Source organism: Streptomyces sp. NPDC054883, from assembly GCF_053610645.1.
Genome location: NZ_JBSGYT010000024.1, coordinates 80,579 through 104,915, shown reverse-complemented (window position 1 = coordinate 104,915; position 24,337 = coordinate 80,579). Strand labels below are relative to the sequence as shown.

At 73.2% G+C, this 24,337-nt stretch carries 24 protein-coding genes and 1 riboswitch; of the genes, 13 read left to right on the top strand and 11 right to left on the bottom strand.

Features of this window, described 5'->3' with window-relative positions:
- Positions 1 to 271: 271 nt before the first annotated feature.
- Genes ACWGH1_RS19415 through ACWGH1_RS19405 form a run of 3 tightly spaced genes read right to left on the bottom strand, consistent with a single transcriptional unit; the run spans position 272 to position 4,018 of the window.
- Complete coding sequence (locus ACWGH1_RS19415; protein WP_190182138.1) at positions 272 to 904, bottom strand: TetR/AcrR family transcriptional regulator; 633 nt, start codon at positions 902 to 904, stop codon at positions 272 to 274.
- 29 nt (positions 905 to 933) lie between these two features.
- Entirely contained in the window at positions 934 to 3,021 is a 2,088-nt protein-coding gene (locus ACWGH1_RS19410) for a YhgE/Pip family protein (RefSeq protein ID WP_453408846.1), read from the bottom strand.
- Complete coding sequence (locus ACWGH1_RS19405) at positions 2,993 to 4,018, bottom strand: ATP-binding cassette domain-containing protein (RefSeq protein ID WP_453357195.1); 1,026 nt, start codon at positions 4,016 to 4,018, stop codon at positions 2,993 to 2,995. The genes ACWGH1_RS19410 and ACWGH1_RS19405 overlap by 29 nt, the downstream gene beginning before the upstream one ends.
- Positions 4,019 to 4,264: 246 nt before the next feature.
- Here ACWGH1_RS19405 and ACWGH1_RS19400 point away from each other — a divergent pair, with 246 nt between their 5' ends.
- The 5 genes from ACWGH1_RS19400 to ACWGH1_RS19380 all read left to right on the top strand — a co-directional run bounded on the left by ACWGH1_RS19400 (position 4,265) and on the right by ACWGH1_RS19380 (position 8,472).
- Positions 4,265 to 4,759 carry an SAV_6107 family HEPN domain-containing protein gene (locus ACWGH1_RS19400; RefSeq protein WP_453357194.1) on the top strand — a complete coding sequence of 165 codons (495 nt, stop codon included), beginning with the start codon at positions 4,265 to 4,267 and terminating at the stop codon, positions 4,757 to 4,759.
- 98 nt (positions 4,760 to 4,857) lie between these two features.
- Positions 4,858 to 5,616, top strand: a complete 759-nt coding sequence (locus ACWGH1_RS19395; RefSeq protein WP_453408845.1) for a methyltransferase — start codon at positions 4,858 to 4,860, stop codon at positions 5,614 to 5,616.
- A gap of 309 nt (positions 5,617 to 5,925) precedes the next feature.
- Entirely contained in the window at positions 5,926 to 6,327 is a 402-nt protein-coding gene (locus tag ACWGH1_RS19390; protein WP_453353853.1) for a DUF3040 domain-containing protein, read from the top strand.
- A gap of 76 nt (positions 6,328 to 6,403) precedes the next feature.
- Positions 6,404 to 7,030, top strand: coding sequence for a DUF4126 domain-containing protein (locus tag ACWGH1_RS19385; RefSeq protein ID WP_453353852.1), 627 nt, complete (start codon positions 6,404 to 6,406; stop codon positions 7,028 to 7,030).
- Between the two features lie 44 nt (positions 7,031 to 7,074).
- Positions 7,075 to 8,472, top strand: a complete 1,398-nt coding sequence (locus tag ACWGH1_RS19380) for a phytoene desaturase family protein (protein ID WP_453353851.1) — start codon at positions 7,075 to 7,077, stop codon at positions 8,470 to 8,472.
- A 16-nt stretch (positions 8,473 to 8,488) separates the two neighbouring features.
- On the opposite strand, the gene ACWGH1_RS19375 is transcribed toward ACWGH1_RS19380, so the two are convergent.
- The 5 genes from ACWGH1_RS19375 to ACWGH1_RS19355 form a co-directional block, all read right to left on the bottom strand.
- Positions 8,489 to 9,424 (bottom strand): hypothetical protein, encoded by a 936-nt coding sequence (locus tag ACWGH1_RS19375; RefSeq protein ID WP_453353850.1) that lies wholly within the window; start codon positions 9,422 to 9,424, stop codon positions 8,489 to 8,491.
- A 51-nt stretch (positions 9,425 to 9,475) separates the two neighbouring features.
- A complete protein-coding gene (metF, locus tag ACWGH1_RS19370) occupies positions 9,476 to 10,390 on the bottom strand; it encodes a methylenetetrahydrofolate reductase [NAD(P)H] (RefSeq protein WP_453353849.1) in 915 nt (304 codons plus the stop codon).
- An 87-nt stretch (positions 10,391 to 10,477) separates the two neighbouring features.
- Positions 10,478 to 11,110 (bottom strand): thiamine phosphate synthase, encoded by a 633-nt coding sequence (thiE, locus tag ACWGH1_RS19365; protein WP_453353848.1) that lies wholly within the window; start codon positions 11,108 to 11,110, stop codon positions 10,478 to 10,480.
- 113 nt (positions 11,111 to 11,223) lie between these two features.
- Positions 11,224 to 11,589 carry an Rv2175c family DNA-binding protein gene (locus ACWGH1_RS19360; RefSeq protein WP_136215209.1) on the bottom strand — a complete coding sequence of 122 codons (366 nt, stop codon included), beginning with the start codon at positions 11,587 to 11,589 and terminating at the stop codon, positions 11,224 to 11,226.
- Between the two features lie 133 nt (positions 11,590 to 11,722).
- Positions 11,723 to 12,949: an NAD(P)/FAD-dependent oxidoreductase gene (locus ACWGH1_RS19355; protein ID WP_453353847.1), complete on the bottom strand. Its 1,227-nt coding sequence runs from the start codon at positions 12,947 to 12,949 to the stop codon at positions 11,723 to 11,725.
- Positions 12,950 to 13,040: 91 nt separating this feature from the next.
- Positions 13,041 to 13,153: riboswitch (TPP riboswitch) on the top strand.
- Between ACWGH1_RS19355 and thiO the strand changes: the two genes are divergently transcribed.
- The 6 genes from thiO to ACWGH1_RS19325 all read left to right on the top strand — a co-directional run bounded on the left by thiO (position 13,151) and on the right by ACWGH1_RS19325 (position 18,974).
- Positions 13,151 to 14,332, top strand: a complete 1,182-nt coding sequence (thiO, locus tag ACWGH1_RS19350) for a glycine oxidase ThiO (RefSeq protein WP_453353846.1) — start codon at positions 13,151 to 13,153, stop codon at positions 14,330 to 14,332. Its footprint overlaps the riboswitch before it by 3 nt.
- Positions 14,329 to 14,529 carry a sulfur carrier protein ThiS gene (thiS, locus tag ACWGH1_RS19345; RefSeq protein WP_453353845.1) on the top strand — a complete coding sequence of 67 codons (201 nt, stop codon included), beginning with the start codon at positions 14,329 to 14,331 and terminating at the stop codon, positions 14,527 to 14,529. Before thiO ends, thiS begins: the two co-directional genes overlap by 4 nt.
- Before the next feature lie 5 nt (positions 14,530 to 14,534).
- On the top strand, positions 14,535 to 15,329 hold the full coding sequence (locus ACWGH1_RS19340; RefSeq protein WP_453353844.1) for a thiazole synthase: 795 nt from the start codon (positions 14,535 to 14,537) through the stop codon (positions 15,327 to 15,329).
- Between the two features lie 153 nt (positions 15,330 to 15,482).
- Positions 15,483 to 17,393, top strand: a complete 1,911-nt coding sequence (pknB, locus tag ACWGH1_RS19335) for a Stk1 family PASTA domain-containing Ser/Thr kinase (RefSeq protein ID WP_453355104.1) — start codon at positions 15,483 to 15,485, stop codon at positions 17,391 to 17,393.
- Positions 17,394 to 17,477: 84 nt separating this feature from the next.
- A complete protein-coding gene (locus tag ACWGH1_RS19330) occupies positions 17,478 to 18,326 on the top strand; it encodes a deoxyribonuclease IV (protein WP_453355110.1) in 849 nt (282 codons plus the stop codon).
- A gap of 96 nt (positions 18,327 to 18,422) precedes the next feature.
- Positions 18,423 to 18,974 carry a DUF4396 domain-containing protein gene (locus ACWGH1_RS19325; protein WP_453355105.1) on the top strand — a complete coding sequence of 184 codons (552 nt, stop codon included), beginning with the start codon at positions 18,423 to 18,425 and terminating at the stop codon, positions 18,972 to 18,974.
- A gap of 12 nt (positions 18,975 to 18,986) precedes the next feature.
- Here the strand turns inward: ACWGH1_RS19325 and ACWGH1_RS19320 are convergent, their stop codons facing one another.
- Complete coding sequence (locus ACWGH1_RS19320; protein WP_453355106.1) at positions 18,987 to 19,619, bottom strand: sulfite oxidase-like oxidoreductase; 633 nt, start codon at positions 19,617 to 19,619, stop codon at positions 18,987 to 18,989.
- 169 nt (positions 19,620 to 19,788) lie between these two features.
- On the opposite strand from ACWGH1_RS19320, the gene bfr reads away from it, so the two are divergent.
- Entirely contained in the window at positions 19,789 to 20,268 is a 480-nt protein-coding gene (gene bfr, locus ACWGH1_RS19315; RefSeq protein WP_453355107.1) for a bacterioferritin, read from the top strand.
- A gap of 45 nt (positions 20,269 to 20,313) precedes the next feature.
- Here the strand turns inward: bfr and ACWGH1_RS19310 are convergent, their stop codons facing one another.
- Positions 20,314 to 20,580, bottom strand: coding sequence for a (2Fe-2S)-binding protein (locus ACWGH1_RS19310; protein WP_453355108.1), 267 nt, complete (start codon positions 20,578 to 20,580; stop codon positions 20,314 to 20,316).
- 145 nt (positions 20,581 to 20,725) lie between these two features.
- A complete protein-coding gene (locus ACWGH1_RS19305; protein WP_453355109.1) occupies positions 20,726 to 22,090 on the bottom strand; it encodes a class II 3-deoxy-7-phosphoheptulonate synthase in 1,365 nt (454 codons plus the stop codon).
- A 279-nt stretch (positions 22,091 to 22,369) separates the two neighbouring features.
- Here ACWGH1_RS19305 and ACWGH1_RS19300 point away from each other — a divergent pair, with 279 nt between their 5' ends.
- The gene (locus tag ACWGH1_RS19300) at positions 22,370 to 24,253 is read left to right on the top strand and encodes an anthranilate synthase family protein (RefSeq protein ID WP_453357571.1); all 1,884 of its coding nucleotides are present in this window, start codon (positions 22,370 to 22,372) and stop codon (positions 24,251 to 24,253) included.
- Positions 24,254 to 24,337 lie beyond the last annotated feature (84 nt).

The following is a 24,337-nucleotide window of genomic DNA, read 5'->3' as shown; positions in this document are numbered from 1 at the left end:
GGCTCGATCCCCCCGAGCCCCGCCGCACCGGCGGACCCACCGGGTTTCCCCTCCCGGTGCTGGACGAGGACCCGGTCCCGCTCCGCGGCCCCGTGTCCGCGGTGCGGGCCGAGCGGCCCCGTCCGTCGCCCCCAGTCTGCTGTCCGCGCAGGTGGGAGCCCATCCGTACACGTACTCATTTCGAAGCCCGGGGGCGGCTAGGTACGGATACTCAGTTCTACGCCGCGGCCCCCGCCCGGCGGCACCGCCGACCGGGGGTCACCCGCGGGTGTCACCGGCTCCCGCTGACGCGGCCCCGCAGCAGCAGGGACAGCGCCGAGTGCACGTCGTCCAGCGAGCGCTCGCTCTGGAAGGACTGCCAGTCCAGGGCGGCCACCAGCACCATGCCGACCATCGCCGCCGCCGTCAGCGGCACGTCGATCTCAGCGCTGAGCTCCCCGCGCTCCACGCCCTCGCGCAGCACCGTCTCCACGACGGCCACCGCCTCCCGGCGCACCACCATCAGCGTGGACTGCCAGGCCCGGTTGGTCCGCCACAGCTCGGCCACGTACAGCTGGGTGAAGGCCGGGTAGCGGTCGATGAAGACCAGGCCGGCGCGGATCATCTCGTCCAGCGCCTCGACCCGGGTGCCGCCCCGGGCCTCGGTGGACTCCGCCGCCTCGCGCAGCGAGGCGGTCAGCAGCCCCACCCCGTGGCGCAGCAGTTCCTCGAAGAGATCGGTCTTGCTGGCGAAGTTGTAGTAGACGGTGCCCTTGGCGACGCCCGCCCGCTCGGCGATCTCGTCGACCGTCGTCGCGGAGAAACCCTGCTCGGCGATGAGGGTGACAGCCGCTTCGTAGAGCTTCTGCCGGGTTGCCCGCCGCCGGCCGCTGCCGGTACCCGTACCGGTGCTGCTGCTTTCCATGGCGCTGATTCTCACAGGTCACCGGCTCCCTACAGGCTCAGTTCGGGGTGCAGCCGGTCCATCGTCCACACCTGCTTGCCGCGGGCGGCGAGCGCGGTGAGGGCGAGCGCCCCGGCCGTGAAGGCCGCCAGTACCGCGCAGCCCGTCCACACCGGCGTGAGGTCGCCGCCGGTGATCAGCCGGCGCAGGCCCTCGACGACGTAGGACATCGGCAGGTACGGGTGGACCGCGTTGAAGAAGGCCGGGCTGGTCTGGACGGGGTACGTGCCGCCGGCCGAGGTCAGCTGGAGCATCAGGAAGGCGAGGACCAGGATGCGTCCGGCCGCGCCGAACTTGGCGTTCAGCCACTGGACGATCGCGGCGAAGCAGGCGGTCACCAGCGCCAGGAACGCGATGGTCAGCGCCGGGCGGGCCAGCTCCAGACCGAGGCCCCAGTGGAGTACGGACATCAGCGCGGCGACCTGCACGACGCCGATCCCCGCCACGGGCAGCCAGCCCGCGAAGGCGATCCGCCACGGCGAGGCGCCGGTGGCCAGCGCCCGCCTGTTGAGGGGCGCGATCAGCATGTAGGCGACCATCGCGCCGACCCAGAGGGAGAGCGGGATGAAGTACGGGGCGAAGCCGGTGCCGTAGTTGGGCGCCCGGTGCAGGGACTGGCTGGCGAGCCGGACCGGGTCGGCCATGACCTGGGTGCGGGCGTCACGCGCCTGCTGGTCGTAGTCGGGGATCTTGCCGACGCCGTCGTGCAGGCCGCCGGCCAGCTCGCCGGTGCCGTCCACCAGCTTGTACATGCCGCCGTCGAGGGTGTGGGCGCCGTCCCCTAGCTTGCCGACGCCTTCGCCGAGGGCGCCGGAGCCGCCGGTGGCGGTGCCGAGGCCGGTGTGCAGCTTGGCCATGCCGGTGGCGACCTGGTGGGCGCCGGTGTTGAGGGCGTTGACCTTGGCGACGGCCGCTTCGAGGTCGGAGGAGAGGCCGGGGGCGGCCGCGGCGAGCGCGTTGGCCTTCGTCTCCAGGTCGGTGAGCTGGCCGCGGAGGGTGGTGAGGTCGCCGTTGGTGTCCTTGACGACGGTGTTGACGTCACCGGCCAGCAGGGCGCCCTCGGCCGCGTCGTCCTTGAGCTTCTTCAGGTCCGGGCAGGAGGCCAGGTGCGGCTCGGCGCCCGGGGTGACGCAGTGGTCGGTGTAGTACGCCGCGGTGCCGGTGGCGACCCGCTTGGTGACGGCCGCCGCGGCGGGGGCCTTCTCGGCGAACGTGCCGAGGTGGTGGTTGACCACCTTGGCGGTGTCGGCGACGAGCCGGGCGGTGTCGGCGAGCGACTTCGGGTCCTTGACGAAGGGGCGCGCCTTCGCGGCGGCGCCGTTGACCTTGTCGGCGACCATCTGGGTGCCGGAGGCGACCTCCTTGGTGCCGGTCTCCAGCTGACCGGCGGCGGAGTCGAGCTTCTTCAGGCCGTCGGTGAGTTCGCCGGACTTCTCCTCGGCCGTGTCGAGGCCGTCGGCGAGTTTCTGGGCGCCCTGCTGGGCCTTGCCCGCGCCGTCCTTGAGCTTGTCGGCGCCGTCGGCGGCCTCCGCGGTCTTGTCGTGCAGGTCGGAGAAGCTGACGAAGATCTTGTCGAGGAAGCCGCGGGAGGCGTTGGTCGACGCCGCCGCGCGGACCTCGGAGAAGACGGTCTTCGAGATCGATCCGACGATGTAGTTGTTCGCGTCGTTGGTGCGGACCTGGAGGGCGCTGGTGGCGGGGTCCGCGCCGGAGCTGGAGGCGATCTTGGCGCTGAAGTCGGCGGGCATGGTCAGCGAGAGGTAGTACTTCCCGTGCTCCAGCCCCTTGGCCGCCTCGTCGGCGCTCACCTCGCGCCAGTCGAAGGTCTTGCTGGTGTGCAGCTTCTTGGTGATCTCGTCGCCCGCCGCGATGCGCTTGCCGTCGACGGCGGCGCCGCGGTCGGCGTTGACGAGCGCGACGGGGATCTTGTCGAGGCGGCTGTACGGGTCCCAGAACGAGCACAGGTACAGCGCGCCGTAGAGCAGGGGCAGGAGGAGCAGCGCGACGAGGGCGGCGGCGGGCAGCTTGCCCCGGCCGAAGCGCTTGAGCTCAAGCGCGGCGAGCTTCGGTGAGCGCATCGTCGGCCCCCTTCGTGTCGGTGTCGGCGGCGGTGTCGGTGTCGGGGGCCCGGTCGTGGTCGGCGGCGGGGTCGTCGGTCGCCTCGGCCGGGACGTCGGTGGTTCCGGCGGTGGCGGTCGGGCCCTCCTCGGGCGTGCTCCGGTCGGCCTCGCCGGCGTCGGTCTCGCCGGCGTCGGTCTCGTCGGCATCGGTCTTCGCGGTGGTCCGGGCGGTGGCCCCGGCGCCCCAGGTGATCTTGGGGTCCCGGGTGGCCCGGGCAGCCGGCGCCGTGCGCGGCTCGGGCTGCTGCGGCGCTTCGGCGGCGGCGCCCAGGCGCAGCACCGTCGCGTCCTGCGGTGCCTCGCTGCACACCGCGAGGACGGTGGTGCCGCGCTCGGCGAGCGAGCGGAGCAGGGTCCAGGCTTCGGCGCTCTCGGCGGCCGGGAGCTTGAGGTCGACGTCGTCGAGGGCCAGCAGCCGCGGAGCGGCCAGCAGGGCGATGGCCACCGAGAGCCGCAGGGCCTCCAGCCGTTCCAGGTCGCGCACCGAGGTGCGCGGTCCCTTGGGCAGGGTGTCCAGGTCGAGACCGGCGCCGGCGAGGGCCTCTTCGATCCGGGCCTCGGCGGAGACGCGGCGCTCGCCGCGCGGGCGCAGCAGGGCCCGGACGGGGCCTTCGTAGCGGCGCTGGAGGAGGGCCCCTTCCCGCAGCTGTTCGGCGACGGTCAGGGCGGGATCCAGGTCGTTGACCCCGGGGACATGGGCGAGGGCGGAGATCCGGCGGACCGCGGCCATCTTCTTCGGCAGCCGGTGGCGGCCGATCTCGGCGTGCCCTTCGGAGGGCTTCATCCGGCCGGTGAGGGCGAGCAGGAGGCAGGTACGGCCACTGCCCGAGGGCCCTGCGATCGCGATGAGCGAGCCGGGCTCCGCGTGGAGCCCCACACCCCGGAAGACCCAGCCGCGCGGTCCCTTGAGTCCGAAGCCCTCGGCCTTGACGGCCGCGCCGTGTGGGCTGTCCACTGCCGCCCCCCTTCTGTTGAACCACTTCTTTTGAACTGACCGGTCAGTTCAAAAACTACCAGGCTTAGTTGCAGTCCGCCTGCCGAGGGGCCCTGCACGCCGAGCGTCGGGACGAACACGCAGGTCAGGGCGAATTGTCAGTGGCGCCCGTCACGATGGGGACTGGTAGCGAAACCGTTATCGGGCACCACCCGGCGTCCACAGCAGCACGCATCGACAGCAGTACGCACCGACAGGAGGTTCGTCATGGCCACACCGTCCCCGTCCCCTGTCCACCCCGTCCCGAGGAAGTCGGCGGCCCCACCGGCCGCCCTCGACCTGCTCGACAAGGCCCGCGCGGGCCTGGCCGAGGCTGCCCTTCTGCCCCGGCCCAACGAGCGGTACGCCACCGCCCACCTCGCCGCGCTGCGTGCGGCCGCGGCCGTGCTCGCCGCGCGCGGGAGGCCCGAGACGGTGAATCCCCGGCGGCGGCCGCGGATCCGCAGCGCGTGGGAGGTACTGCCGGAGATGGCGCCGGAGCTGACGGAGTGGAGCGCCCTGTTCGCCTCGGGCGCTGCCCGGCGGGCCCGGGCGGAGGCCGGCATACCGGATGCGGCGACCTGCCGGGACGCCGACGACCTCGTCCGCGAGGTGGGGATGTTCGTGCGCCTGGTCGAGCGGATGCTGGCCCTGGGGGCGGCCGCTCCGGGCGGCCGGCAAGGCGTGCCTCAACCCCGGCCGGAGCGTCCGCAGGCGGGATGACCAGCCCGGCTGCGGGAGGCAATAGGGTGGGGCCTGCACCGCTCACCCTCCCCCGGCCACCGCTGGGAGGTGCCCCCTACACCGAGGAGTCATCAGTCGTGTCGGACACTTCCCGCCCCCGCGCCTCGCTCCGCACCGCAGTGGTGTGGGAGGTCCTCAAAGAGGCCCTCGACCGCCGGGTGAAGGCGACCGGCCGGGACGTGCTGGACGTACTGGACACCGGCGGCGGCACCGGCAAGTTCGCCGTCCCGGTGGCCCGGCTGGGCCACCGGGTCACCGTGGTCGACCCCAGCCCGAACGCACTGTTCGGGCTGGAGCGGCGGGTCGCCGAGGCAGGCGTCGCCGAGCTGGTGCGCGGGGTCCAGGGCGACGCCCAGGGCCTGCTGGACGTGGTCGAGCGGGACGCGTACGACGTGGTGCTGTGCCACGGCGTGCTGGAGTACGTGGACGACCCGGCCGAGGGCGTGGCCAACGCGGTCACCGCGCTGCGCCCCGGCGGCGTCCTCAGTCTGCTCGCCGCCGGCCTCGGCGGGGCCGTGCTGGCCCGCGCCCTGGCCGGGCACTTCACCGAGGCCCGCACCGCGCTGACCGACCCGGCCGGCCGCTGGGGGGCGGGCGACCCCGTACCCCGCCGCTTCACCGCCGAGCAGCTGGCCGAGGTCGTCGGTGGAGCCGGGCTCGCAGTCGGCCCGGTGCACGGCGTCCGGATCTTCGCCGACCTCGTCCCCGGGGTGCTGGTGGACACCGAGCCGGGCGCGGTGGAGGCGCTGCTGCGCCTGGAGGAGGCCGCTGCCGAGCTGCCCGCCTTCCACGCGGTGGCCACGCAGTTGCACGTCCTGGGCGAGAAGCCCGCCTGATCTGCGAAGCTCCCGGCCGCGGGGTTCGCCGGACACCCTCCGAACGGACCGCCGCCCCCGTATGATCGAAGACACCGGTCGGCATGGCGGACCGGTCATTGGGGAATAAGCGCCTCAATGACCACGCCCGCGACGGTGCGGTCCGGTGCTGCGCTTCTTCCAGGCAGACGCTTTTCCGGCAGTGTTTTTCCAGGCGGTGCATTTTCGAACCTGGCGCAGTGGGCGGGTGTCACGGGGGCGATTCCCCGCCTATCCTGAAGGGGACCCCTGGTCGCTACCCCCCGCGACCGACGGATGAGGAGGACTCCCGTGCCGCTCTCGGAGCACGAGCAGCGAATGCTCGAGCAGATGGAGCGAGCGCTGTACGCCGAAGACCCCAAGTTCGCGACAGCGCTTGAGGGAAGCGGACTGCGCACGTACACCCGGCGACGGGTATACCAGGCAGCCGTAGGCATTGTGGTGGGTATCGCGCTCCTCATGACCGGTGTGATCTGGCAGAGCGTGCTCTGGATCAGTGTGGTGGGATTCCTCGTCATGCTGGCCTGCACGGTTCTCGTCGTCACCGGTTGGCGCAGAGCACCCAAGCCCGGCGAGCAGCCCGTCTCCGGAAGTGCAGGCGGTACTGCCCGAGGGCAGAACCGGCAGCGTCGGTCGATGATGACCCGCATCGAGGAACGGTGGCAGCGCCGCCGCGACGAACAGGGGCAGTGATCCCCGTAGCGACTTCATGAGGGACGGCCGCCGGTGGCGGTCGTCCCTCATTCGTCCGCTGCGGCATGATGGCCCGATGACAGTGCTCCCCCTGGTCTTCACCAGCGGCTGGGCCAGCGGGATCAACGCCTACGCCGTGGTCCTCCTGCTCGGCGTCTTCGGAGCGACCGGGCTGAGCGACGGGGTACCGGCCTCCCTCCAGCGCACCGATGTGCTGATCCTCGCGGGCCTGCTGTTCCTCTGCGAGGCGGTGGCCGACAAGATCCCGTACGTGGACTCGGTGTGGGACTCCGTCCACACGGTGATCCGCCCGGTCGCCGGAGCCGTGGTCGGCGCCCTGCTGGCCGGGCAGAGCGGCTCGCTGTCCGGCATAGCGGCCGGTGCGGTCGGCGGCTCCGCGGCGCTGGCCGGCCACGTCGTCAAGGCGGGCACCCGGATGGCGGTCAACACCTCACCGGAGCCGTTCAGCAACGTGGTGCTCAGCACCGCCGAGGACCTCGGGGTGGCCGGCATCGTCACCTTCGCGATGTTCAATCCCCGCGCGGCGGCGGTCATCGCGGCCGTACTCCTCGCCGCGGGCCTGGCCCTGGTGATCTACCTCTGGACCCGGATCCGCCGCTTCCTGCGCATTCGGGCGCAGCGCCGCGAGGAGCGCCGGCCGGCCGCCGAAAGCCACCGGATCACCGGCGCCCCGCCCTACTGACCTCGGTCGGTCCGCCTGCGGTCCCGCTCGGTAGGCTCCACCGCATGGCACGAATTGCGGTGATCGGCGCCGGCATGGGCGCGATGGCGACGGCGGCCCGGCTGGCCGTGGCGGGGCACCGGGTGACGGTGTACGAGCGCGGTTCCACCTACGGCGGCGCGGTCGGACGGTACGGACGCGACGGCTTCTCCTTCGACACCGGACCCGGGCTGCTGCACCTGCCCGCCGTCTACCGCGACCTCTTCGTGAAGACCGGCAAGCGGCCCCTGGAGGAGTGCGTCGACCTCGTGCAGGTGGACCCCGCCGTCCGGCACGTGCTGCCCGGCGGTGCAGAGGTGACCCTGCCCAACGCTTCGCGCGGCGGCGCGGCCGCCGTCCTGGACCAGGCCTTCGGGCCCGGCGCCGGGGAGCGCTGGAGCGATGTGCTCGGGCGCGCCCGGGACGCCTGGAACGCCACCCGCCGGCCCCTGCTGGAGGAGCCGCTGCGGCCCGACTGGCAGGTGCTGGGCGAGGATCCGTACCCCGCCCTGCGCAAGAGCGGCCTGCTGCGGCGCCGGCCGCCGACCCTCGCCGAGGTCGCGGCGCGCGAGCTGGGCGGCCCGCTCGGGGAACTGCTCGCCGAACGGGTGCGCGCGTACGGGCTGGACCCCGCGACGGCGCCCGCCTCCGCGGCGGTGCTGCCGTACATGGAGCAGACCTTCGGGAGCTGGTACGTGCGCGGCGGGCTGCGGAGGCTCGCCACCGCCGTCCACGAGCGGTGCCTGGAACGGAAGGTGGACTTCGTCTTCGGCACCGCGGTACGGGAGGTCGTGCGGCGCGACGGCCGGGCGGCCGGACTGCTGCTGGCCGACGGCGAGGTGGTGGAGGCCGACGCGGTGGTGTGCGGGGTGGATCCGAGGGCGCTGGCGGTCCCGCTCGCGCCGGGTTCCACGCCCGCCCGCAGCACGGGGCTCCAGGCCCGGTACACCCTGTTCCTCGCCCTGCGCGGGGCCCGCGCGGCGGACGCCGTGCACCGCACCCTGACGGGGGGCGGCGTCACCGTGCTGCGCCCGGACGACCCGGCCGCGGCGCCGGACACGGAGCACGAGGCCGTCACCGTACAGGCCGTCGTGGACCCCGGTGCGGCGCCTTCGGCCGAGGACCTGCTCGCGGCGGCCGCCCGGGCCGTACCCGGGCTGCGGGAGCGGCTGCTGTGGCACGAGCTGCGCACCCCGGCCGACATCGCCGGGGCCACGGGCGCGGTGGACGGCGCGGTCCCGGCGCCCGCGCTGGCCGGGGCCGGCGGACGGCTGCTGTACCCCGCCAACACCACCGCCCTGCCCGGGCTGTACCTCGCGGGCGGCTGGGCCCACCCCGGCGGCGGCCTCCCCCACGCCGGGATGACCGGCGCCCTGGTGGCCGGGCTGATCGTGGAGGGCGCCGGCTTCCGCGGTTCCCGCTAGAACGCCCTCGAACGGTTCAGTAGCGGTAGGGCTCGTACTCGCCGGGGCCGCCCTGGTACGGGTAGCCCTGGGGCTGCTGAGGGGGCTGCTGCGGCTCCTCCGGCGGGTAGGGCTGGGCGGCGTCCCGCTGCTGCGGGACCCACACCCCGCCGGGCGGGGTGTCCATCGAGTACTGCTGGCGGCCGTAGTCGCCGTACGCGGTGTAGTCGTACTCCTGCGCCGGGGCGACGCCGCCGCCGGTGCCGATGTACGGGTCCGAATAGGCCGCGTAGACCTGCTGTTCGGCACCCGGGTAGCCGGCCGAGTAGTCGTAGCCGCCCTGGCCCTGGGGGTCGTAGTACGCCGCGAACTGGTGTGCGTCCTGCTCGGGCGTGGTGAACGGCGAGGCGAACGCGGCCGTTTCGGCGGGGTGCTGGGAGTACGCCGCCGCCTGCTGCGCGGCCTGTTGGCCCTGGGAGGCGAAACTCTGTATCCCGTAGGAGCCGGTCTCCTCGGGCACGGGCTGCGGGGTGAAGACGTCCTCATCCCCCGCGTCGAGTTCGTCACGGTCCGCCGCGCGGCGCCCGGACGACGCCTCGTACTCCGGCTGGTCGCTCTCGGCGCCGTACTCCAGCGCCGTCACCTCCAGCGCGGGTTCCGCGCGCGGGGGCCGCGGGCCGCCGCTGCGGCGGCGTCCGCCCTTGCGCACGGGCTCCCCGCCCCGGCGCAGCGCCCAGCCGGCGACGAAGCCCTTGCGGAAGGAGAGCGTCACCAGGGTCTGGCCCACCGCGAACGCGGTCGCGCCGACGGCGATGACCAGTACGGACGGCAGCACCACCCCGGCGACCACGCCGACGAACCCGGCGAAGGCGAGCAGGCGCCAGCGGAGCCGGGCCTTGTACTGCATCAGGACCTCGGCAAGCAGCCACAACGCGACGAAGCCGAACGCGATGTAGAGGACCGTCATTCCCATGCATGGCCCCTCTCGGTACGGCCGACCGCGCGGGAAACGGGGGCCGGCCGATCAGGCCCGCTGGTGCAGACCCAGGTTTTCGTAGATCTCGAGAGTCGCCGTCGAATTGTTCAGCGTGATGAAGTGCAGCCCCGGGACACCCTCGGACAGCAGCCGCGCGCAGAACTCCGTGGCGAACTCGATGCCAATGGAGCGTACAGCGGCCGGGTCGTCCTTGACCGCGAGCATGCGGTCTTTTACCGCCTCGGGGAAGACGGCGGTGCTGAGTTGGGGCAGCCGGTCGAGCTGCTTGATCCCCACAACGGGCATGACTTCGGGGATGATCGGGGTCTCGCAGCCCGCCTTCTGGACGCTGTCGCGCAGCCGCAGATAATTCTCCGGATCGAAGAACATCTGCGTGATGGCGTAGTCGGCGCCCGCACGGCACTTGTCCACGAAGTGCCGGATGTCCGTGTCCCAGTCCGCGGAGCGGGGGTGCATCTCGGGGAAGGCCGCGACGCCCACGCAGAAGTCCCCGGACTCCTTGAGGAGGCGCACGAGGTCGGCGGCGTAGTCCACGCCCTCAGGGTGCTTGACCCAGGGGCCCATGGGATCGCCCGGCGGGTCACCGCGCAGCGCGAGCATGTTGCGGATCCCCGCGTCGGCGAACTGCCCGATGACGTGGCGCAGCTCCGCGACGGAGTGGTCCACGGCGGTGAGGTGGGCGACGGGCGTCAGGGTGGTGTTCGCGGCGATCTGCTCGGTGGCGCGGACGGTGCCGCCCCGGGTGGAGCCGCCGGCTCCGTAGGTGACCGAGACGAAGCTGGGGGCCACCGCTTCGATCCGGCGCAGGGCGTCCCAGAGGTTGCGCTCGCCCTTCTCGGTCTTCGGAGCCCAGAACTCGAAGGAGTACGAGCTCCCGGACGCGAGGAGGTCGCGGACCGTGTGTGCACGGTCCGACCAGGTGGAAGCGGTACCAAGGGCCATACCGGCAGGTTAGACGGGGGTCGGCACGGGCCGTAGCCGAGTCCGCCTTTTGGACACCTTTTTGGACACCCCCGTGGCGGGGGCCGGTCAGGCGCGCTCGCGGACCCGCTTGGCCAGTTCGTTGGCGGCGGCGCCGGGGTCGGTGGCCTCGGTGATGGCCCGTACGACCACGATCCGGGTGGCGCCGGCGTCGAGCACCTCGTCCAGGTTCGTGGCGTCGATGCCGCCGATGGCGAACCAGGGGCGGTCCTGGCGCAGGGAGGCGGCGTACCGCACGAGGCCCAGGCCCGGGGCGTAGCGGCCGGGCTTGGTGGGGGTGGGCCAGCAGGGGCCGGTGCAGAAGTAGTCCACGCCGGGCTCCGCGGCGGCCGCGTCGACCTCGGATTCGGCGTGGCAGGAGCGGCCGACGAGGATTTGCGGGCCCAGGATCGCGCGGGCTGCGGGGACGGGGATGTCGCCCTGGCCGAGGTGGAGCACGTCGGAGCCGATGGCGTGGGCCACGTCGGCGCGGTCGTTGACGGCGAGCAGCTTGCCGTGCCGGCGGGCGGCGTCGGCGAAGACCCGGAGGTGTTCGAGTTCCTCGCCGGCCTCCATGCCCTTGTCGCGGAGCTGGACGATGTCCACGCCGCCGGCCAGGGCGGCGTCGAGGAACTCGGGGAGGTCGCCCTGCCGCTTGCGGGCGTCCGTGCACAGGTAGAGCCGGGCGTCGGACAGCAGCATGGGTGTACCCCCGTGGTGGTGGCGGTGTACGGGCCGCGGGGGCCCGTACACCGGCTGGATCAGTACGTGGATCAGTACCTGCGGATCAGTACCTCACGTCGTGCGTGGGTCCGTCAGAGGGCGAGCGCCTGAGCGCGGCGCTTCACCTCCGTGCCACGATTCTCGCTCAGCGCCTGGGCGGGGGTGCCGGGGAGGGTCGGGTCGGGGGTGAACATCCACTCCAGGATCTCCTCGTCGGAGAAGCCGTCGTCGCGGAGCACGGTCAGCAGACCGGTGAGGCCCTTGACGATCTTGTCGCCGTCGATGAAGGGGGCGGGGACCTGGAGGGAGCGGTTCTCGCCGCGGCGCACCGCGAGCAGCTGACCTTCCTTGACCAGCTGGCGGACCCGGGTCACTTCGATGTCGAGCATCTCGGCGATGTCGGGGAGGTAGAGCCAGGCGGGGACAAGGGCATCGATCTTTGCGTCAATCTCGGTCACGGGCACAAGCCTGCCATCTCGGACTCGCCGCCGGTACTCGGACCACCCCGTCCGGGTTTCCGGCCCGGACGCGGGCGGCCCCGTCGGGGTTACCGGAACCGGCCCGGGGCGGGGCGGGGCGGCCGCGGATGCGTCAGGCCGGCGCCGACTTCAGCGGGGTGTCGGGATCCGAGACCGCGGCCGCGGAGAGCACCGTGCCGGCCTCGATCAGGCGGCGTCCCTGCGCCAGGTCCCTGGGCCGGCCCACGGCCAGGACCGCCACCAGCGCCCCGCCGCGCAACCAGCACACCGACCACGACGCGCCGGCCGGATCCCCCCGCCACAGCATCTCGTCCGCCCCGCCGTGGTGCCCCGCGTACTGCACGAACCGGCCGAACTGCTCCGACCAGAAGTACGGCACCGGGTCGTAGGACGCGCCCTCCGCCGCCTCCCCGGCGACCACGTTGGCCGCGACCGCCCGCGGCCCCTGGAGCGCGTTGTCCCAGTGGTGGACCAGCAGCCGCTCCCCGTACCGGGCCGACGGGAACGACGCGCAGTCCCCCACCGCGTACACCCCCGGCACGGAGGTCCGCAGCCGGGCGTCGGCGGTGACCGAACCGTCCGGGCCCAGCTCGACGCCCGAGCCCGCCAGCCAGTCCGTCGCGGGCCGGGCCCCGATGCCGACGACCACGGCGCCCGCCTCCAACGTCCGGCCGTCCGCCAGGTGGACCCGGCCCTCCTCGACGGACGCCACCCGGGCCCCGGTCAGCAGTCTGGCGCCCGCCTCCGCGTACCAGCGCCCCATCGGCTCCGCGACCTCCGCCGGCACGGCCCCCGCCAGCACCCGCTCCGCCGCCTCGACCACCGTCACCGCGCAGCCCGCCTCCCGGGCCGCCGTCGCGAACTCCGCGCCGATCCATCCGGCGCCGACCACCACCACCGGGGGCGCCGCCGCGAGCACGGGCCGCAGCCGGGCGGCGTCGTCCAGGGTGCGCAGCAGGTGCACGCCCGGGACCCCGTCCGAGCCCGGCAGGGTCAGCGGACGCGCTCCGGTCGCCAGCACCAGCACGTCGTACGGGACCGGGCCCGCCTCGGTGTCCACCTCGCGGGCGCCGGCCCGCAGCCCGGTGACCTCGACGCCGAGCCGCAGAACGATGCCGAGGGCCTCGAAGTCCACGTCGAAGGCGGAGTCCTCGGCCTTACCGAGCAGCACCGCCTTGGACAGCGGGGGCCGGTCGTAGGGCTGGTGGGGTTCGGCCCCCAGCAGGGTCACGGGGCCGGTGAAGCCCTGCTCCCGCAGGGCGACCGCGGTCTGCACCCCGGCCATTCCGGCACCGACGATGACGACGCCGCTCTGAGTGTGTTCCGTCTGCTCGCTCACGCCGCCCACCCTAATCTTCTGACGTTTCATCAGGAACAGGCCCGGGGGAGGCAGCCTTACCCGGCGTGCGCGCCGGGGTTAGTCTGGCCACCGTACCTATCGCGGGAGTCCGGACGCACCGGGCTGAGAGGGAGGCTGGCCGGCCTCCGACCGTACGAACCTGATCCGGGTCATGCCGGCGAAGGGAGGGGCTGGACGCCCATGCACTCGTCTCGGAGGGGATCCCCGAAGGGATCCGACGTCCTCGTCATCGGGGGCGGCATCATCGGCCTGGTCACCGCCTGGCGGGCCGCCCGGCGCGGACTGAGCACCGTACTGGCCGACCCGGCCCCCGGCGGCGGCGCGGCGCAGGTCGCGGCCGGCATGCTCGCCGCCGTCACCGAACTGCACTACGGCGAGGAGACCCTGCTCGGGCTCAACGTCGCTTCGGCCGCCCGCTACCCGGAGTTCGCCGCCGAGCTCGCCGAGGCGAGCGGCGGCATGGACATCGGCTACCGCGCCTGCGGCACCCTCGCCGTCGCCCTCGACGCCGACGACCGCCTCCACCTGCGCGAGCTGCACGCCCTCCAGCGCTCGTGCGGCCTGGACTCGCAGTGGCTGACCGGCCGCGAGTGCCGCCGCCTGGAGCCCATGCTGGCCCCGGGCGTACGCGGCGGCCTGCGCGTCGACGGCGACCACCAGGTGGACCCGCGCCGGCTGACGGCCGCACTGCTGGCCGCCTGCGAACGCGCCGGGGTCACCGTGCACCGGGCGAGCGCCGCCCGGCTGCTCGTCGTGGCCGACCGGGCCGCCGGGGCCCTGCTCGACGACGGTACGGAGCTGCGCGCCGGCCAGACCGTCCTGGCGGCCGGCTCGCTGTCCGGGCAGCTGCCCGGGGTGCCCCCGGAGGTGGCGGTCCCGGTGCGGCCGGTGAAGGGGCAGGTGCTGCGGCTGACGGTGCCGGCCCCGTACGCCCCGTTCCTGTCCCGGACCGTACGGGCGGTCGTGCGCGGCGGCCACGTGTACCTCGTGCCGCGCGAGAACGGCGAGCTCGTCGTCGGCGCGACCAGCGAGGAGCTGGGCTGGGACACCACCGTCACGGCCGGCGGGGTCTACGAGCTGCTGCGCGACGCCCACGAGCTGGTGCCGGGCATCACCGAACTGCCGCTGACCGAGACCCTGGCCGGGCTGCGGCCCGGCTCCCCCGACAACGCCCCGCTGCTGGGCCCGACCGCGCTGCCGGGACTGCACCTGGCCACCGGGCACTACCGCAACGGGGTGCTGCTGACCCCGCTCACCGGCGACGTGATGGCGGAGCTGCTGGCCACCGGCACCGTGCCGGAGATCGCCCGCCCCTTCACCCCGCGCCGGTTCACCGAGGCACGTCAGGAGACGTACGCATGACCATCTCCGTCAACGGCGAGCCGCGCGAGGTCGCGGCCGGCACCACGCTCGACACGGTGGTCGCCACCCTGACCCCGGCCCGCAAGGGGGTCGCCGCCGCCCTCAACGAGACGGTCGTCCCGCGCGGGCAGTGGCCGCACACCCCGGTGGGCGACGGCGACCGGGTCGAGGTCCTGACCGCGGTACAGGGAGGCTGAGGGCCATGGCGGACGACGTCTTCACCCTCGGCGGCCGGACCTTCTCCTCGCGCCTGATCATGGGCACGGGCGGCGCCCCGAGCCTGGACGTGCTGGAGCGCGCCCTGGTCGCCTCCGGTACGGAACTCACGACCGTCGCCATGCGCCGGCTGGACCCGACGGTCCAGGGCTCGGTGCTGTCGGTGCTGACGAAGCTGGGCATCGCGGTGCTGCCCAACACGGCGGGCTGCTTCACTGCGGGCGAGGCCGTGCTGACGGCCCGCCTCGCGCGGGAGGCGCTGGGTACGGACTGGATCAAGCTGGAGGTCGTCGCGGACGAACGCACCCTGCTGCCGGACGGCGTCGAGCTGCTGGACGCCGCCGAGATCCTGGTCGACGAGGGCTTCACGGTGCTGCCGTACACCAACGACGACCCGGTGCTGGCCCGGAAGCTGGAGGACGTGGGATGCGCGGCGATCATGCCGCTCGGCTCCCCGATCGGCTCGGGGATGGGCATCCGCAACCAGCACAACTTCGAGCTGATCACGGAGCGGGCGGGCGTGCCGGTGATCCTGGACGCGGGGGCCGGTACGGCCTCGGACGCCGCGCTGGCGATGGAGCTGGGCTGCGCGGGGGTGATGCTGGCTTCGGCGGTGACGCGCGCCCAGGCGCCGGTGCTGATGGCCGCGGCCATGCGGGACGCGGTCACGGCGGGCCGCCTCGCCTACCGCGCGGGCCGCATCCCCCAACGCCGCTTCGCGCACGCCTCCTCCCCGGAGCAGGGCCGCGCGACCCTGGACCCGGAACGCCCGGCGTTCTGAGGGGGGCGGTGGTACGGGCCCCCGGCCGCGCGGGGCCTCCACGGCTACGGGTCCCCGCGCGCGGGGGCCCCTACCACCGCCCCCGCGTCACAGCCGCGCTGCAAGCCGACCCGTACCGGCGGGGCCCGGCGGGGCGGCTCGTAGAATCGCCGGGTGGACACGACCCTGGATGACCCCCTCGTCGGGCAGACGCTCGACGGCCGCTACCGCATCGACGCCCGGATCGCGGCCGGCGGCATGGCCACGGTCTACCGGGCCCTCGACACCCGCCTCGACCGCATCCTCGCGCTGAAGGTGATGCACCCGGCCCTCGCCGCGGACGTCTCCTTCGTCGACCGGTTCATCCGGGAGGCGAAGTCCGTGGCGCGCCTCGCCCACCCCAACGTCGTCGCCGTCTTCGACCAGGGCACGGACGGCCCGTACACGTACCTGGCGATGGAGTACGTATCCGGCTGCACCCTGCGCGACGTGCTCCGCCGGCGCGGCGCGCTCCAGCCGCGGGCCGCCCTGGACATCCTCGAACCGGTCCTCGCCGCCCTCGGCGCCGCGCACCGGGCCGGGTTCGTCCATCGCGACATGAAGCCCGAGAACGTCCTGATCGGCGACGACGGCCGGGTCAAGGTCGCCGACTTCGGCCTGGTCCGCAGCGTGGACACGGTCACCAGCACCACCGGCGCCGTCCTGGGCACCGTCTCCTACCTCGCCCCGGAGCAGATGGAGAACGGCGTCACCGACACCCGGGTGGACGTCTACGCCTGCGGTGTCGTGTTCTACGAGATGCTCACCGGCTCCAAGCCGCACACCGGCGGCTCCGCCGCGCAGGTGCTCTACCAGCACCTGCACGAGGACGTTCCGCCCCCCTCCGCCGCCGTCCCCGGGCTGCCCGCCGGCCTCGACGCGCTGGTCGCGCACGCCACGGCCCGCGATCCGCAGCTGCGCCCCGCCGACGCCGCCGCACTGCTGGGCCTGACGCTGGAGGCCCGGGCCGCGCTGAGCGAGGCCGAGCTGGACGCCGTACCGCCGCAGGCGAACCCGGGCGAGCGGGGGGCGAACGAGGACCGCACCAGCGTGATCCCCCGGCCCGTCGCCCCGGCGGGCGCGATAGCGGCCGAGCCCCTCCACCACACCTCCCGCCTGACGACGCCGCCCCCGCCGCCGCGCACCCGGCGCCGGACCCGGCCGCGCGGCCTGCACCTGGTCATCGCCGGGGTGCTGCTGGTCCTCGGCCTCGGCGCGGGGGTCTGGTACATCAACTCGGGCCAGTTCACGAAGGTGCCGAACCTCCTGGGCAAGACGGAGGAGCAGGCCCGCTCCGAGCTGTCGGCGGCCGGTCTCGGCGTGAAGGGCGTCGACCGGAAGTTCAGCGAGGCCTTCGACCGGGGCACGGTGATGAACACCGACCCCCAGGGCGGCAAGCGCATCCGCGGCAACGGCTCGGTGACGCTGACGCTCTCCCGCGGCCCCGAGGTCGTCAGCGTCCCCGCGGTCAAGGGCAAGACCCTGGACGCCGCCAAGGCGGAACTGACGTCGGCCGGTCTCGCGCCCGGCATCGTGACCCAGGCGTTCAGCCAGGACGTCCCCCAGGGCGCGGTGATCGGCACCGACCCGGAGGGCGGCCAGAAGCGGGCCCCCGACACGGCGGTGGCGATCGTCGTCAGCAAGGGGCGCCCGGTCCTGGTGCCGAACGTGGCCGGCCAGCCGGTGGAGCAGGCCCGCGTCGCCCTCCAGGACCTCGGCCTCAAGGTGGAGACGGCGGCCGAGCAGGTCAACTCCCCCTCCCCCGCCGGTACGGTCGCCAACCAGTCCGCCGCCGCAGGCACCCAGGCCGCGGCGGGTGACACGGTGACGCTCACCGTGTCCAAGGGCCCCCGCCCGGTGCAGGTGCCGAACGTGACGGGCCAGGAGGCCGACGTGGCCCGCAGGGCGCTGGAGGCCCTGGGCTTCAAGGTGAAGGTGGAACGGCCCTTCTTCGGTTTCAGCAACACCGTCGACGCGCAGTCGGTGCCGGGCGGCCAGAACGCCCCCGAAGGCAGCACGATCATCATCAGGACCAAGGGGCTGTAAGTGCTCACCGACCAGCCCGCCGCCCCGGCCGCCCAGCCGGCGACCGGCCCCGCCCCCGACCGGGCCGCCGCGCGCCGCAACCCCGTGGGCGGACACGTCCCGGTGGCCGGCGGGCTCGCCTCGGTCGGCCTGGCGTACGCCGGCGAGATGGGCGCCGAGGCCGTCCAGGTGTTCGTGGCCAACCCGCGCGGCTGGGCCACCCCGACCGGCAGCCCGGCGCAGGACGAGCTGTTCCGCGCCCAGTGCGCGGCCCTGTCGGTGCCGGCCTACGTACACGCGCCGTACCTGATCAACTTCGGCTCGCACACCGAGGCGACCGTCGAGAAGTCGGTGGAGTCCCTGCGGCACTCGCTGCGCCGGGCCCGGGAGATCGGCGCGCTCGGGGTGGTCGTGCACACCGGCTCGGCCACCGGCGGCCGTCCCCGTGAGGTGGCGTACGCGCAGGTCAGGCAGTACATGCTGCCGCTGCTGGACGAGCTGACGCACGACGACGACCCGTTCCTGCTGCTGGAGTCCACGGCCGGGCAGGGCTCCTCGCTGTGCTCGCGCACCTGGGACTTCGGCCCGTACTTCGAGGCGCTCGACCACCACCCGAAGCTCGGCATCTGCCTGGACACCTGCCACGTCTTCGCGGCCGGGCACGACCTGGCGGAGCCGGGCGGCGCCAAGCAGACGCTGGACCTGCTGGTGGACACGGTGGGCGAGGGCCGGCTCAAGCTGGTCCATGCCAACGACTCCAAGGAGGGCGTCGGCGCTCACAAGGACCGCCACGCGAACATCGGCCAGGGTCACATCGGGCGGGAGGCGTTCGGTGAACTGTTCTCCCACCCCGCGATGGAGGGGGTGCCGCTGATCATCGAGACACCGGGCGGCAAGGAGGGCCACGCCGCGGACGTGGCGCTGTTGAAGGAGCTGCGCGAGGCGCACGCGTAACCCCTTGGGGAATACCCCTGGGGGGTATACGGTTCGGGTATCCAGGACCGCGCCACCGCCCTTCCCCGGAGAGGCGGCGTCCCCAGGAGGCTGACGATGGACCACGCACACGCGCACCACGACGACGGCGGAACCGAGCAGCCGCAGGCCCACGGGGCCCACGGCGAGTACCCGGCGCATGGCGGCGGCCACCCGCACCACGGCGGCTCCGGCCCGGTCAGCTGGGGCACGGCCGCCAAGGCCACCCTGCACTGCCTCACCGGCTGCGCCATCGGGGAAGTGCTCGGCATGATCATCGGCACCGCGCTCGGCTGGGGCAACCTGGCCACGATGATCGCGGCCATCGTCCTCGCGTTCTTCTTCGGCTACGCGCTCACCCTGCGCGGCATCCTCGGCGCGGGCGTGGAAATCCGTACGGCCGTCCGGGTGGCACTCGCCGCCGACACCCTCTCCATCGCCGTGATGGAGCTGATCGACAACGGCGTGATCGCACTGTGGCCGGGCGCGATGGACGCCCACCTGTCGGAGGCGCTGTTCTGGACCGCGCTCGCGCTCTCCCTCGCGCTCGCCTTCGTCGTCACGACCCCGGTCAACAAGTGGATGATCGGCCGCGGCAAGGGCCACGCGGTCGTCCACCAGTACCACTGAAGGCGGCGGCCGCTAGATCTCGGGCCCGTCGCCCGGCTCCTCCTGGTACGAGTAGCGCTGCTCGCGCCAGGGGTCGCCGATGTTGTGGTACCCCCGCTCCTCCCAGAAGCCCCGCCGGTCGGCGGTCATGTACTCCACGCCCCGGACCCACTTGGGCCCCTTCCAGGCGTACAGGTGCGGCACCACGAGCCGCAGCGGGAAACCGTGCTCGGCGGTCAGCAGTTCGCCACCCTGGTGGGTGGCGAAGACGGTCCGCTCCGAGGAGAAATCGGCCAATCGCATGTTCGAGCTGAACCCGTACTCGGCCCACACCATCACATGCGTGACCTCCGGCGCCGGCGGAGCCAGCGCGAGGACGGTACGGGCGAGCACCCCGCCCCATTCGGCCCCCGGCATGCTGAATTTCGTCACGCAGTGCAGGTCCGCCACGACGGAGTCGAACGGCAGGGCCGTGAACTCCTCGTGGTTCCAGCAGCGCTTCTCCCCGTCGGCCGTGGCCCCGAAGACGCGGAACTCCCAGCGGTCGGGCTTGAACTTGGGCACCGGACCGTAGTGGGTGACCGGCCAGCCCCGCTGCAACCGCTGCCCGGGAGGGAGCTCGAACTGCTCTGCTCCCGGAGATTCCCGGCTTTCCGGCTGACCCATGCCTCCATGGTGACAGACGCCGCGGGGTGTTCATGACCAGCTCCGGGCCCATTCGGGCAAGTCATGGCAACTCCCACTAAGGAGGCACTTACTGGACTGCCCCGGAGGACGGTGGAAGGATGCGCGCACTGAGTCACCTAGCTGACATTGCCTGGAAGGAGCCTCTGCGATGCAGGGCGACCCCGAGGTCCTTGAGTTCCTCAACGAGCAACTGACCGGCGAGCTCACGGCCATCAACCAGTACTGGCTGCACTACCGCATCCAGGACAACAAGGGCTGGACGAAGCTCGCCCAGTACACCCGTGCCGAATCCATCGACGAGATGAAGCACGCGGACAAGATCACCGAGCGCATCCTCATGCTCGACGGCCTGCCGAACTACCAGCGCCTCTTCCACGTGCGCGTCGGCCAGACCCTGACGGAGATGTTCCAGGCGGACCGGCAGGTCGAGGTCGAGGCGATCGACCGCCTGCGGCGGGGCATCGAGGTCATGCGCGGCAAGGGCGACGTCACCTCCGCGCGCCTCTTCGAGGAGATCCTGGCGGACGAGGAGCACCACATCGACTACCTCGACACCCAGCTGGAGCTCATCGAGAGCATCGGCGAGCCGCTGTACATCGCGCAGCAGATCGAGCAGCCGGAGAGCTGAGCCCGGCCGGGGCCAGTCGGGCCCGTGCAGTCGGGCCCGGGGCGGTCAGGCCGCGTCCGCCAGCGCGGGCTGCGCGACGGGCGCGGGCTGCGCGGCGAGCACGGCCGCCGTCCGGCCCGTTTCCAGGAGCTCGCGGCGCGGGCACGCACCGCGGCCGAGGAGGCCCTGGATGGTGCGGACGCAGGAGCCGCAGTCGGTGCCGGCCTTGGTGGCCGAGGCGATCTGCCGGGGGGTGCAGGCCCCGGCCTCCGCGTGTTCCTTGACCTGCTTGTCGGTGATCCCGAAGCACGAGCAGACGTACACGCGGTTCACCTCCTGGGAGTGGACGAGGTCGGACGAGCCACTCCTATTCGGTGAGGCTTGCCTAACCGTACCTAAGGTTAGGGTCCCCTAAAAGACCTGGATGCGACAGTGGGGCGCGGATCACATCGATCCGCGCCCCACCGTCATGATCCGCTTACTGGTCGCGGTACATCTCGGCGACGAGGAACGCCAGGTCCAGGGACTGGCTGCGGTTGAGCCGCGGGTCGCAAGCCGTCTCGTAGCGCTGGTGCAGGTCGCCGACGAAGATCTCGTCGCCGCCGCCCACGCACTCGGTGACGTCGTCACCGGTGAGCTCGACGTGGATGCCGCCCGGGTGGGTGCCCAGGGCCTTGTGGACCTCGAAGAAGCCCTTGACCTCATCGAGCACGTCGTCGAAACGGCGCGTCTTGTGGCCGGAGGCCGCCTCGAAGGTGTTGCCGTGCATCGGGTCGGTGACCCAGGCGACCGTCGCGCCCGAGGCGGTGACCTTCTCGACCAGCGCGGGCAGCTTGTCGCGGACCTTGTCGGCGCCCATCCGGACGACGAAGGTCAGCCGGCCCGGCTCGCGCTCGGGGTCCAGCCGGTCGATGTACGTCAGCGCCTCGTCCACCGAGGTGGTCGGGCCGAGCTTGATGCCGATCGGGTTGGCGATCTGCGAGCAGAACTCGATGTGCGCGTGGTCCAGCTGGCGGGTGCGCTCACCGATCCAGACCATGTGGCCGGAGGTGTCGTACAGCTTGCCGGTCCGCGAGTCGGTGCGGGTCAGCGCACCCTCGTAGTCGAGGAGCAGCGCCTCGTGGGAGGCGTAGAACTCCACGGCCTTGAACTCGGCCGGGTCGGTGCCGCAGGCCTTCATGAAGTTCAGCGCGTTGTCGATCTCCCGCGCGAGCTGCTCGTAGCGCTGCCCGGACGGGGAGTTCTTCACGAAGTCCTGGTTCCAGGCGTGCACCTGGCGCAGGTCCGCGTAACCGCCGGTGGTGAAGGCGCGTACCAGGTTCAGCGTCGACGCGGACGCGTGGTACATCCGCTTGAGCCGCTCGGGGTCCGGGATCCGGGCCTCTTCGGTGAAGGCGAAGCCGTTGACGGAGTCGCCGCGGTAGGTCGGCAGGGTGACGCCGTCGCGGGTCTCGGTGTCCTTCGAGCGCGGCTTGGAGTACTGGCCGGCGATGCGGCCGACCTTGACGACGGGCACGGAGGCCGCGTACGTCAGGACGGCGCTCATCTGGAGCAGCGTCTTGAGCTTGGCACGGATGTGGTCGGCGGATACGGCGTCGAAGGCCTCGGCACAGTCGCCGCCCTGGAGCAGGAACGCCTCGCCCTTGGCGACGGCTCCCAGACGGGCGCGCAGCTGGTCGCACTCGCCCGCGAACACGAGGGGCGGATACGACTCGAGGTCCGCGACGACAGCGCGCAGTGCCTCGGCATCGGGGTACGAAGGCTGCTGCGCCGCGGGAAGGTCTCGCCAGGTCGCCTTGACGGCGGGGGCGTGGTTTTCAGCGTTCACGGTCACCTCGTACACATTACGTCGTCACACGGGACGTCCAGCCCGATGCCCACTTCGTGAGACGGGTGTCTCCGGATATGGGGGACGCGGTCCGGAGGCTTCGCCTCCGGCGGGCCATCCCCTAGGCTCGTCGGCATGTACGCGCACTCGAACCAGAACTGGTGGTGGCCCGCTCCCGGCGGTCCACTTCTCGCGCGTACCTGACGACACGAGCGACACGAAGGCCGCCCCGAGGGGCGGCCTTCGTCGTGTGCCGACGCGGGCCGCCCCTCCCTCCGGAAGGACGCCCACCCCATGACCACGGACCTCAGCCGCCTGCTGGACGAGTCCTGCCCGCCGTTCGCGCTGCTGCGCCGCCGGACCCCCGGCCGGGACCACGACACCGTCGAGGTGCTGCTCGGCCCGGTCCACGAGGCCGAGCGCCTCGCCGACCTGCCCGTACGGGAACTGCCGACGCTCGCCCTCGTACCGTTCCGGCAGATCCGGGAGCGCGGCTTCGACGTGCGCGACGACGGGACCCCGCTGAGCGTGCTGGTCGCCGAGGAGGCCTACGAGGTCCCGCTCGCCGAGGCGCTGGCCGCGCTGCCGGACCACGCGGTGCGCGTGGACGGCGGCGGCTTCGACGTCCCCGACGAGGAGTACGCCGCCACCGTGGAGCGCGTGATCCGGGACGAGATCGGGCGCGGAGAGGGCGCGAACTTCGTCATCCGGCGCACCTACGAGGGCCGGATCGACGGCTTCGGGCGCGCCGACGCCCTCGCCCTGTTCCGGCGGCTGCTGCTGGGCGAGCGGGGCGCGTACTGGACGTACGTGGTCCACACCGGGGAGCGGACGCTGGTCGGTGCCAGTCCGGAGGTGCACGTGCGGATGTCCGGCGGGACGGTCGTGATGAACCCGATCAGCGGGACGTACCGGTACCCGGCCGGGGGGCCCACGGCCGAGTCGCTCCTCGCCTTCCTCGGCGACCGCAAGGAGACCGAGGAACTGTCGATGGTGGTCGACGAGGAGCTCAAGATGATGTGCACGGTCGGCGACATGGGCGGGGTCGTCGTCGGACCCCGGCTCAAGGAGATGGCGCACCTCGCGCACACCGAGTACGAGCTGCGCGGGCGCTCCTCGCTGGACGTGCGGGAGGTGCTGCGGGAGACGATGTTCGCCGCGACGGTGACCGGCTCGCCCGTGCAGAACGCCTGCCGGGTGATCGAGCGGTACGAGAGCGGCGGCCGCGGCTACTACGCGGGCGCCCTCGCGCTGCTGGGCCGGGACGGCGCCGGGGCGCAGACGCTGGACTCCCCCATCCTGATCCGCACCGCCGACATCGCGCCGGACGGGGCCCTGCGGGTGCCGGTCGGGGCGACCCTGGTGCGGCACTCCGACCCGGCGGGCGAGGTGGCCGAGACGCACGCCAAGGCAGCCGGGGTGCTGGCCGCGCTGGGCGTCCGCCCGGCGGCGCCCCGCCCGGTCCGGGCGGCGGCCGGACTCGGCCGCGACCCGCGGGTGCAGGCGGCCCTCGCCGCCCGGCGGGACGGCCTGGCCCCGTTCTGGCTGCGGATGCAGGACCGGCCCGCGGCGGGGCCGGGCCACGTGCTGGTGGTGGACGGGGAGGACACCTTCACCGCGATGCTGGCGCACGTCCTGGGGGTGACCGGGCTGGAGGTGACCGTACGCCGCTTCGACCATCCGGGCCTGCGCACGGCGGCCCTGGCCTGGGACGGCCCGGTCGTACTGGGCCCGGGGCCGGGGAACCCGGCGGACACCGCCGACCCCAAGATGCGGATGCTGCGCGCGCTGGCGGCCGAGCTGCTGGCCGGACACCGGGGCGGCCTGCTCGGGGTCTGCCTGGGCCACGAGCTGCTGGCCGCGGAGCTGGGGCTGCCGCTGGTGCGCAAGGCGGAGCCCGCGCAGGGGGCGCAGACGCGGATCGACCTGTTCGGCGCGCCGGAGGTGGTCGGCTTCTACAACACGTACACCGCGCGGTGCTCGGCTCGGGACGCGGCGCGGCTGGCGGCGCGCGGGGTAGAGGTCGCCCGGGAGCCGGCGAGCGGTGAGGTGCACGCCCTGCGTTCGGCGGCGGGCTTCGCCGGGGTCCAGTTCCACCCGGAGTCGGTCCTGACCCTGCGCGGCGCGGAGCTGCTGGACGGCCTGCTGGCGTCCGTCCGCGCGGGCGCCCCGGCGTAGCCCGGCCGCGTACGCTCCGGCCGGGCCGGAGCCTGCGATCACGGGCCGTCCGTCACCGTACGGCCCGTGATCCGCGGGCGCCCT

Bases quoted from the DNA above. Each gene is read 5' to 3' on its own strand.
- ACWGH1_RS19320 (WP_453355106.1), bottom strand. From the start codon at position 19,619: ATGGGTCAGCCGGAAAGCCGGGAATCTCCGGGAGCAGAGCAGTTCGAG.
- ACWGH1_RS19400 (WP_453357194.1), top strand. From the start codon at position 4,265: ATGGCCACACCGTCCCCGTCCCCTGTCCACCCCGTCCCGAGGAAGTCG.
- ACWGH1_RS19385 (WP_453353852.1), top strand. From the start codon at position 6,404: ATGACAGTGCTCCCCCTGGTCTTCACCAGCGGCTGGGCCAGCGGGATC.
- ACWGH1_RS19380 (WP_453353851.1), top strand. From the start codon at position 7,075: ATGGCACGAATTGCGGTGATCGGCGCCGGCATGGGCGCGATGGCGACG.
- thiE (WP_453353848.1), bottom strand. From the start codon at position 11,110: ATGCTGCTGTCCGACGCCCGGCTCTACCTGTGCACGGACGCCCGCAAG.
- ACWGH1_RS19340 (WP_453353844.1), top strand. From the start codon at position 14,535: ATGGCGGACGACGTCTTCACCCTCGGCGGCCGGACCTTCTCCTCGCGC.
- thiO (WP_453353846.1), top strand. From the start codon at position 13,151: ATGCACTCGTCTCGGAGGGGATCCCCGAAGGGATCCGACGTCCTCGTC.
- metF (WP_453353849.1), bottom strand. From the start codon at position 10,390: ATGGCCCTTGGTACCGCTTCCACCTGGTCGGACCGTGCACACACGGTC.
- ACWGH1_RS19415 (WP_190182138.1), bottom strand. From the start codon at position 904: ATGGAAAGCAGCAGCACCGGTACGGGTACCGGCAGCGGCCGGCGGCGG.
- thiS (WP_453353845.1), top strand. From the start codon at position 14,329: ATGACCATCTCCGTCAACGGCGAGCCGCGCGAGGTCGCGGCCGGCACC.
- bfr (WP_453355107.1), top strand. From the start codon at position 19,789: ATGCAGGGCGACCCCGAGGTCCTTGAGTTCCTCAACGAGCAACTGACC.
- ACWGH1_RS19325 (WP_453355105.1), top strand. From the start codon at position 18,423: ATGGACCACGCACACGCGCACCACGACGACGGCGGAACCGAGCAGCCG.
- ACWGH1_RS19300 (WP_453357571.1), top strand. From the start codon at position 22,370: ATGACCACGGACCTCAGCCGCCTGCTGGACGAGTCCTGCCCGCCGTTC.
- ACWGH1_RS19410 (WP_453408846.1), bottom strand. From the start codon at position 3,021: ATGCGCTCACCGAAGCTCGCCGCGCTTGAGCTCAAGCGCTTCGGCCGG.
- ACWGH1_RS19375 (WP_453353850.1), bottom strand. From the start codon at position 9,424: ATGGGAATGACGGTCCTCTACATCGCGTTCGGCTTCGTCGCGTTGTGG.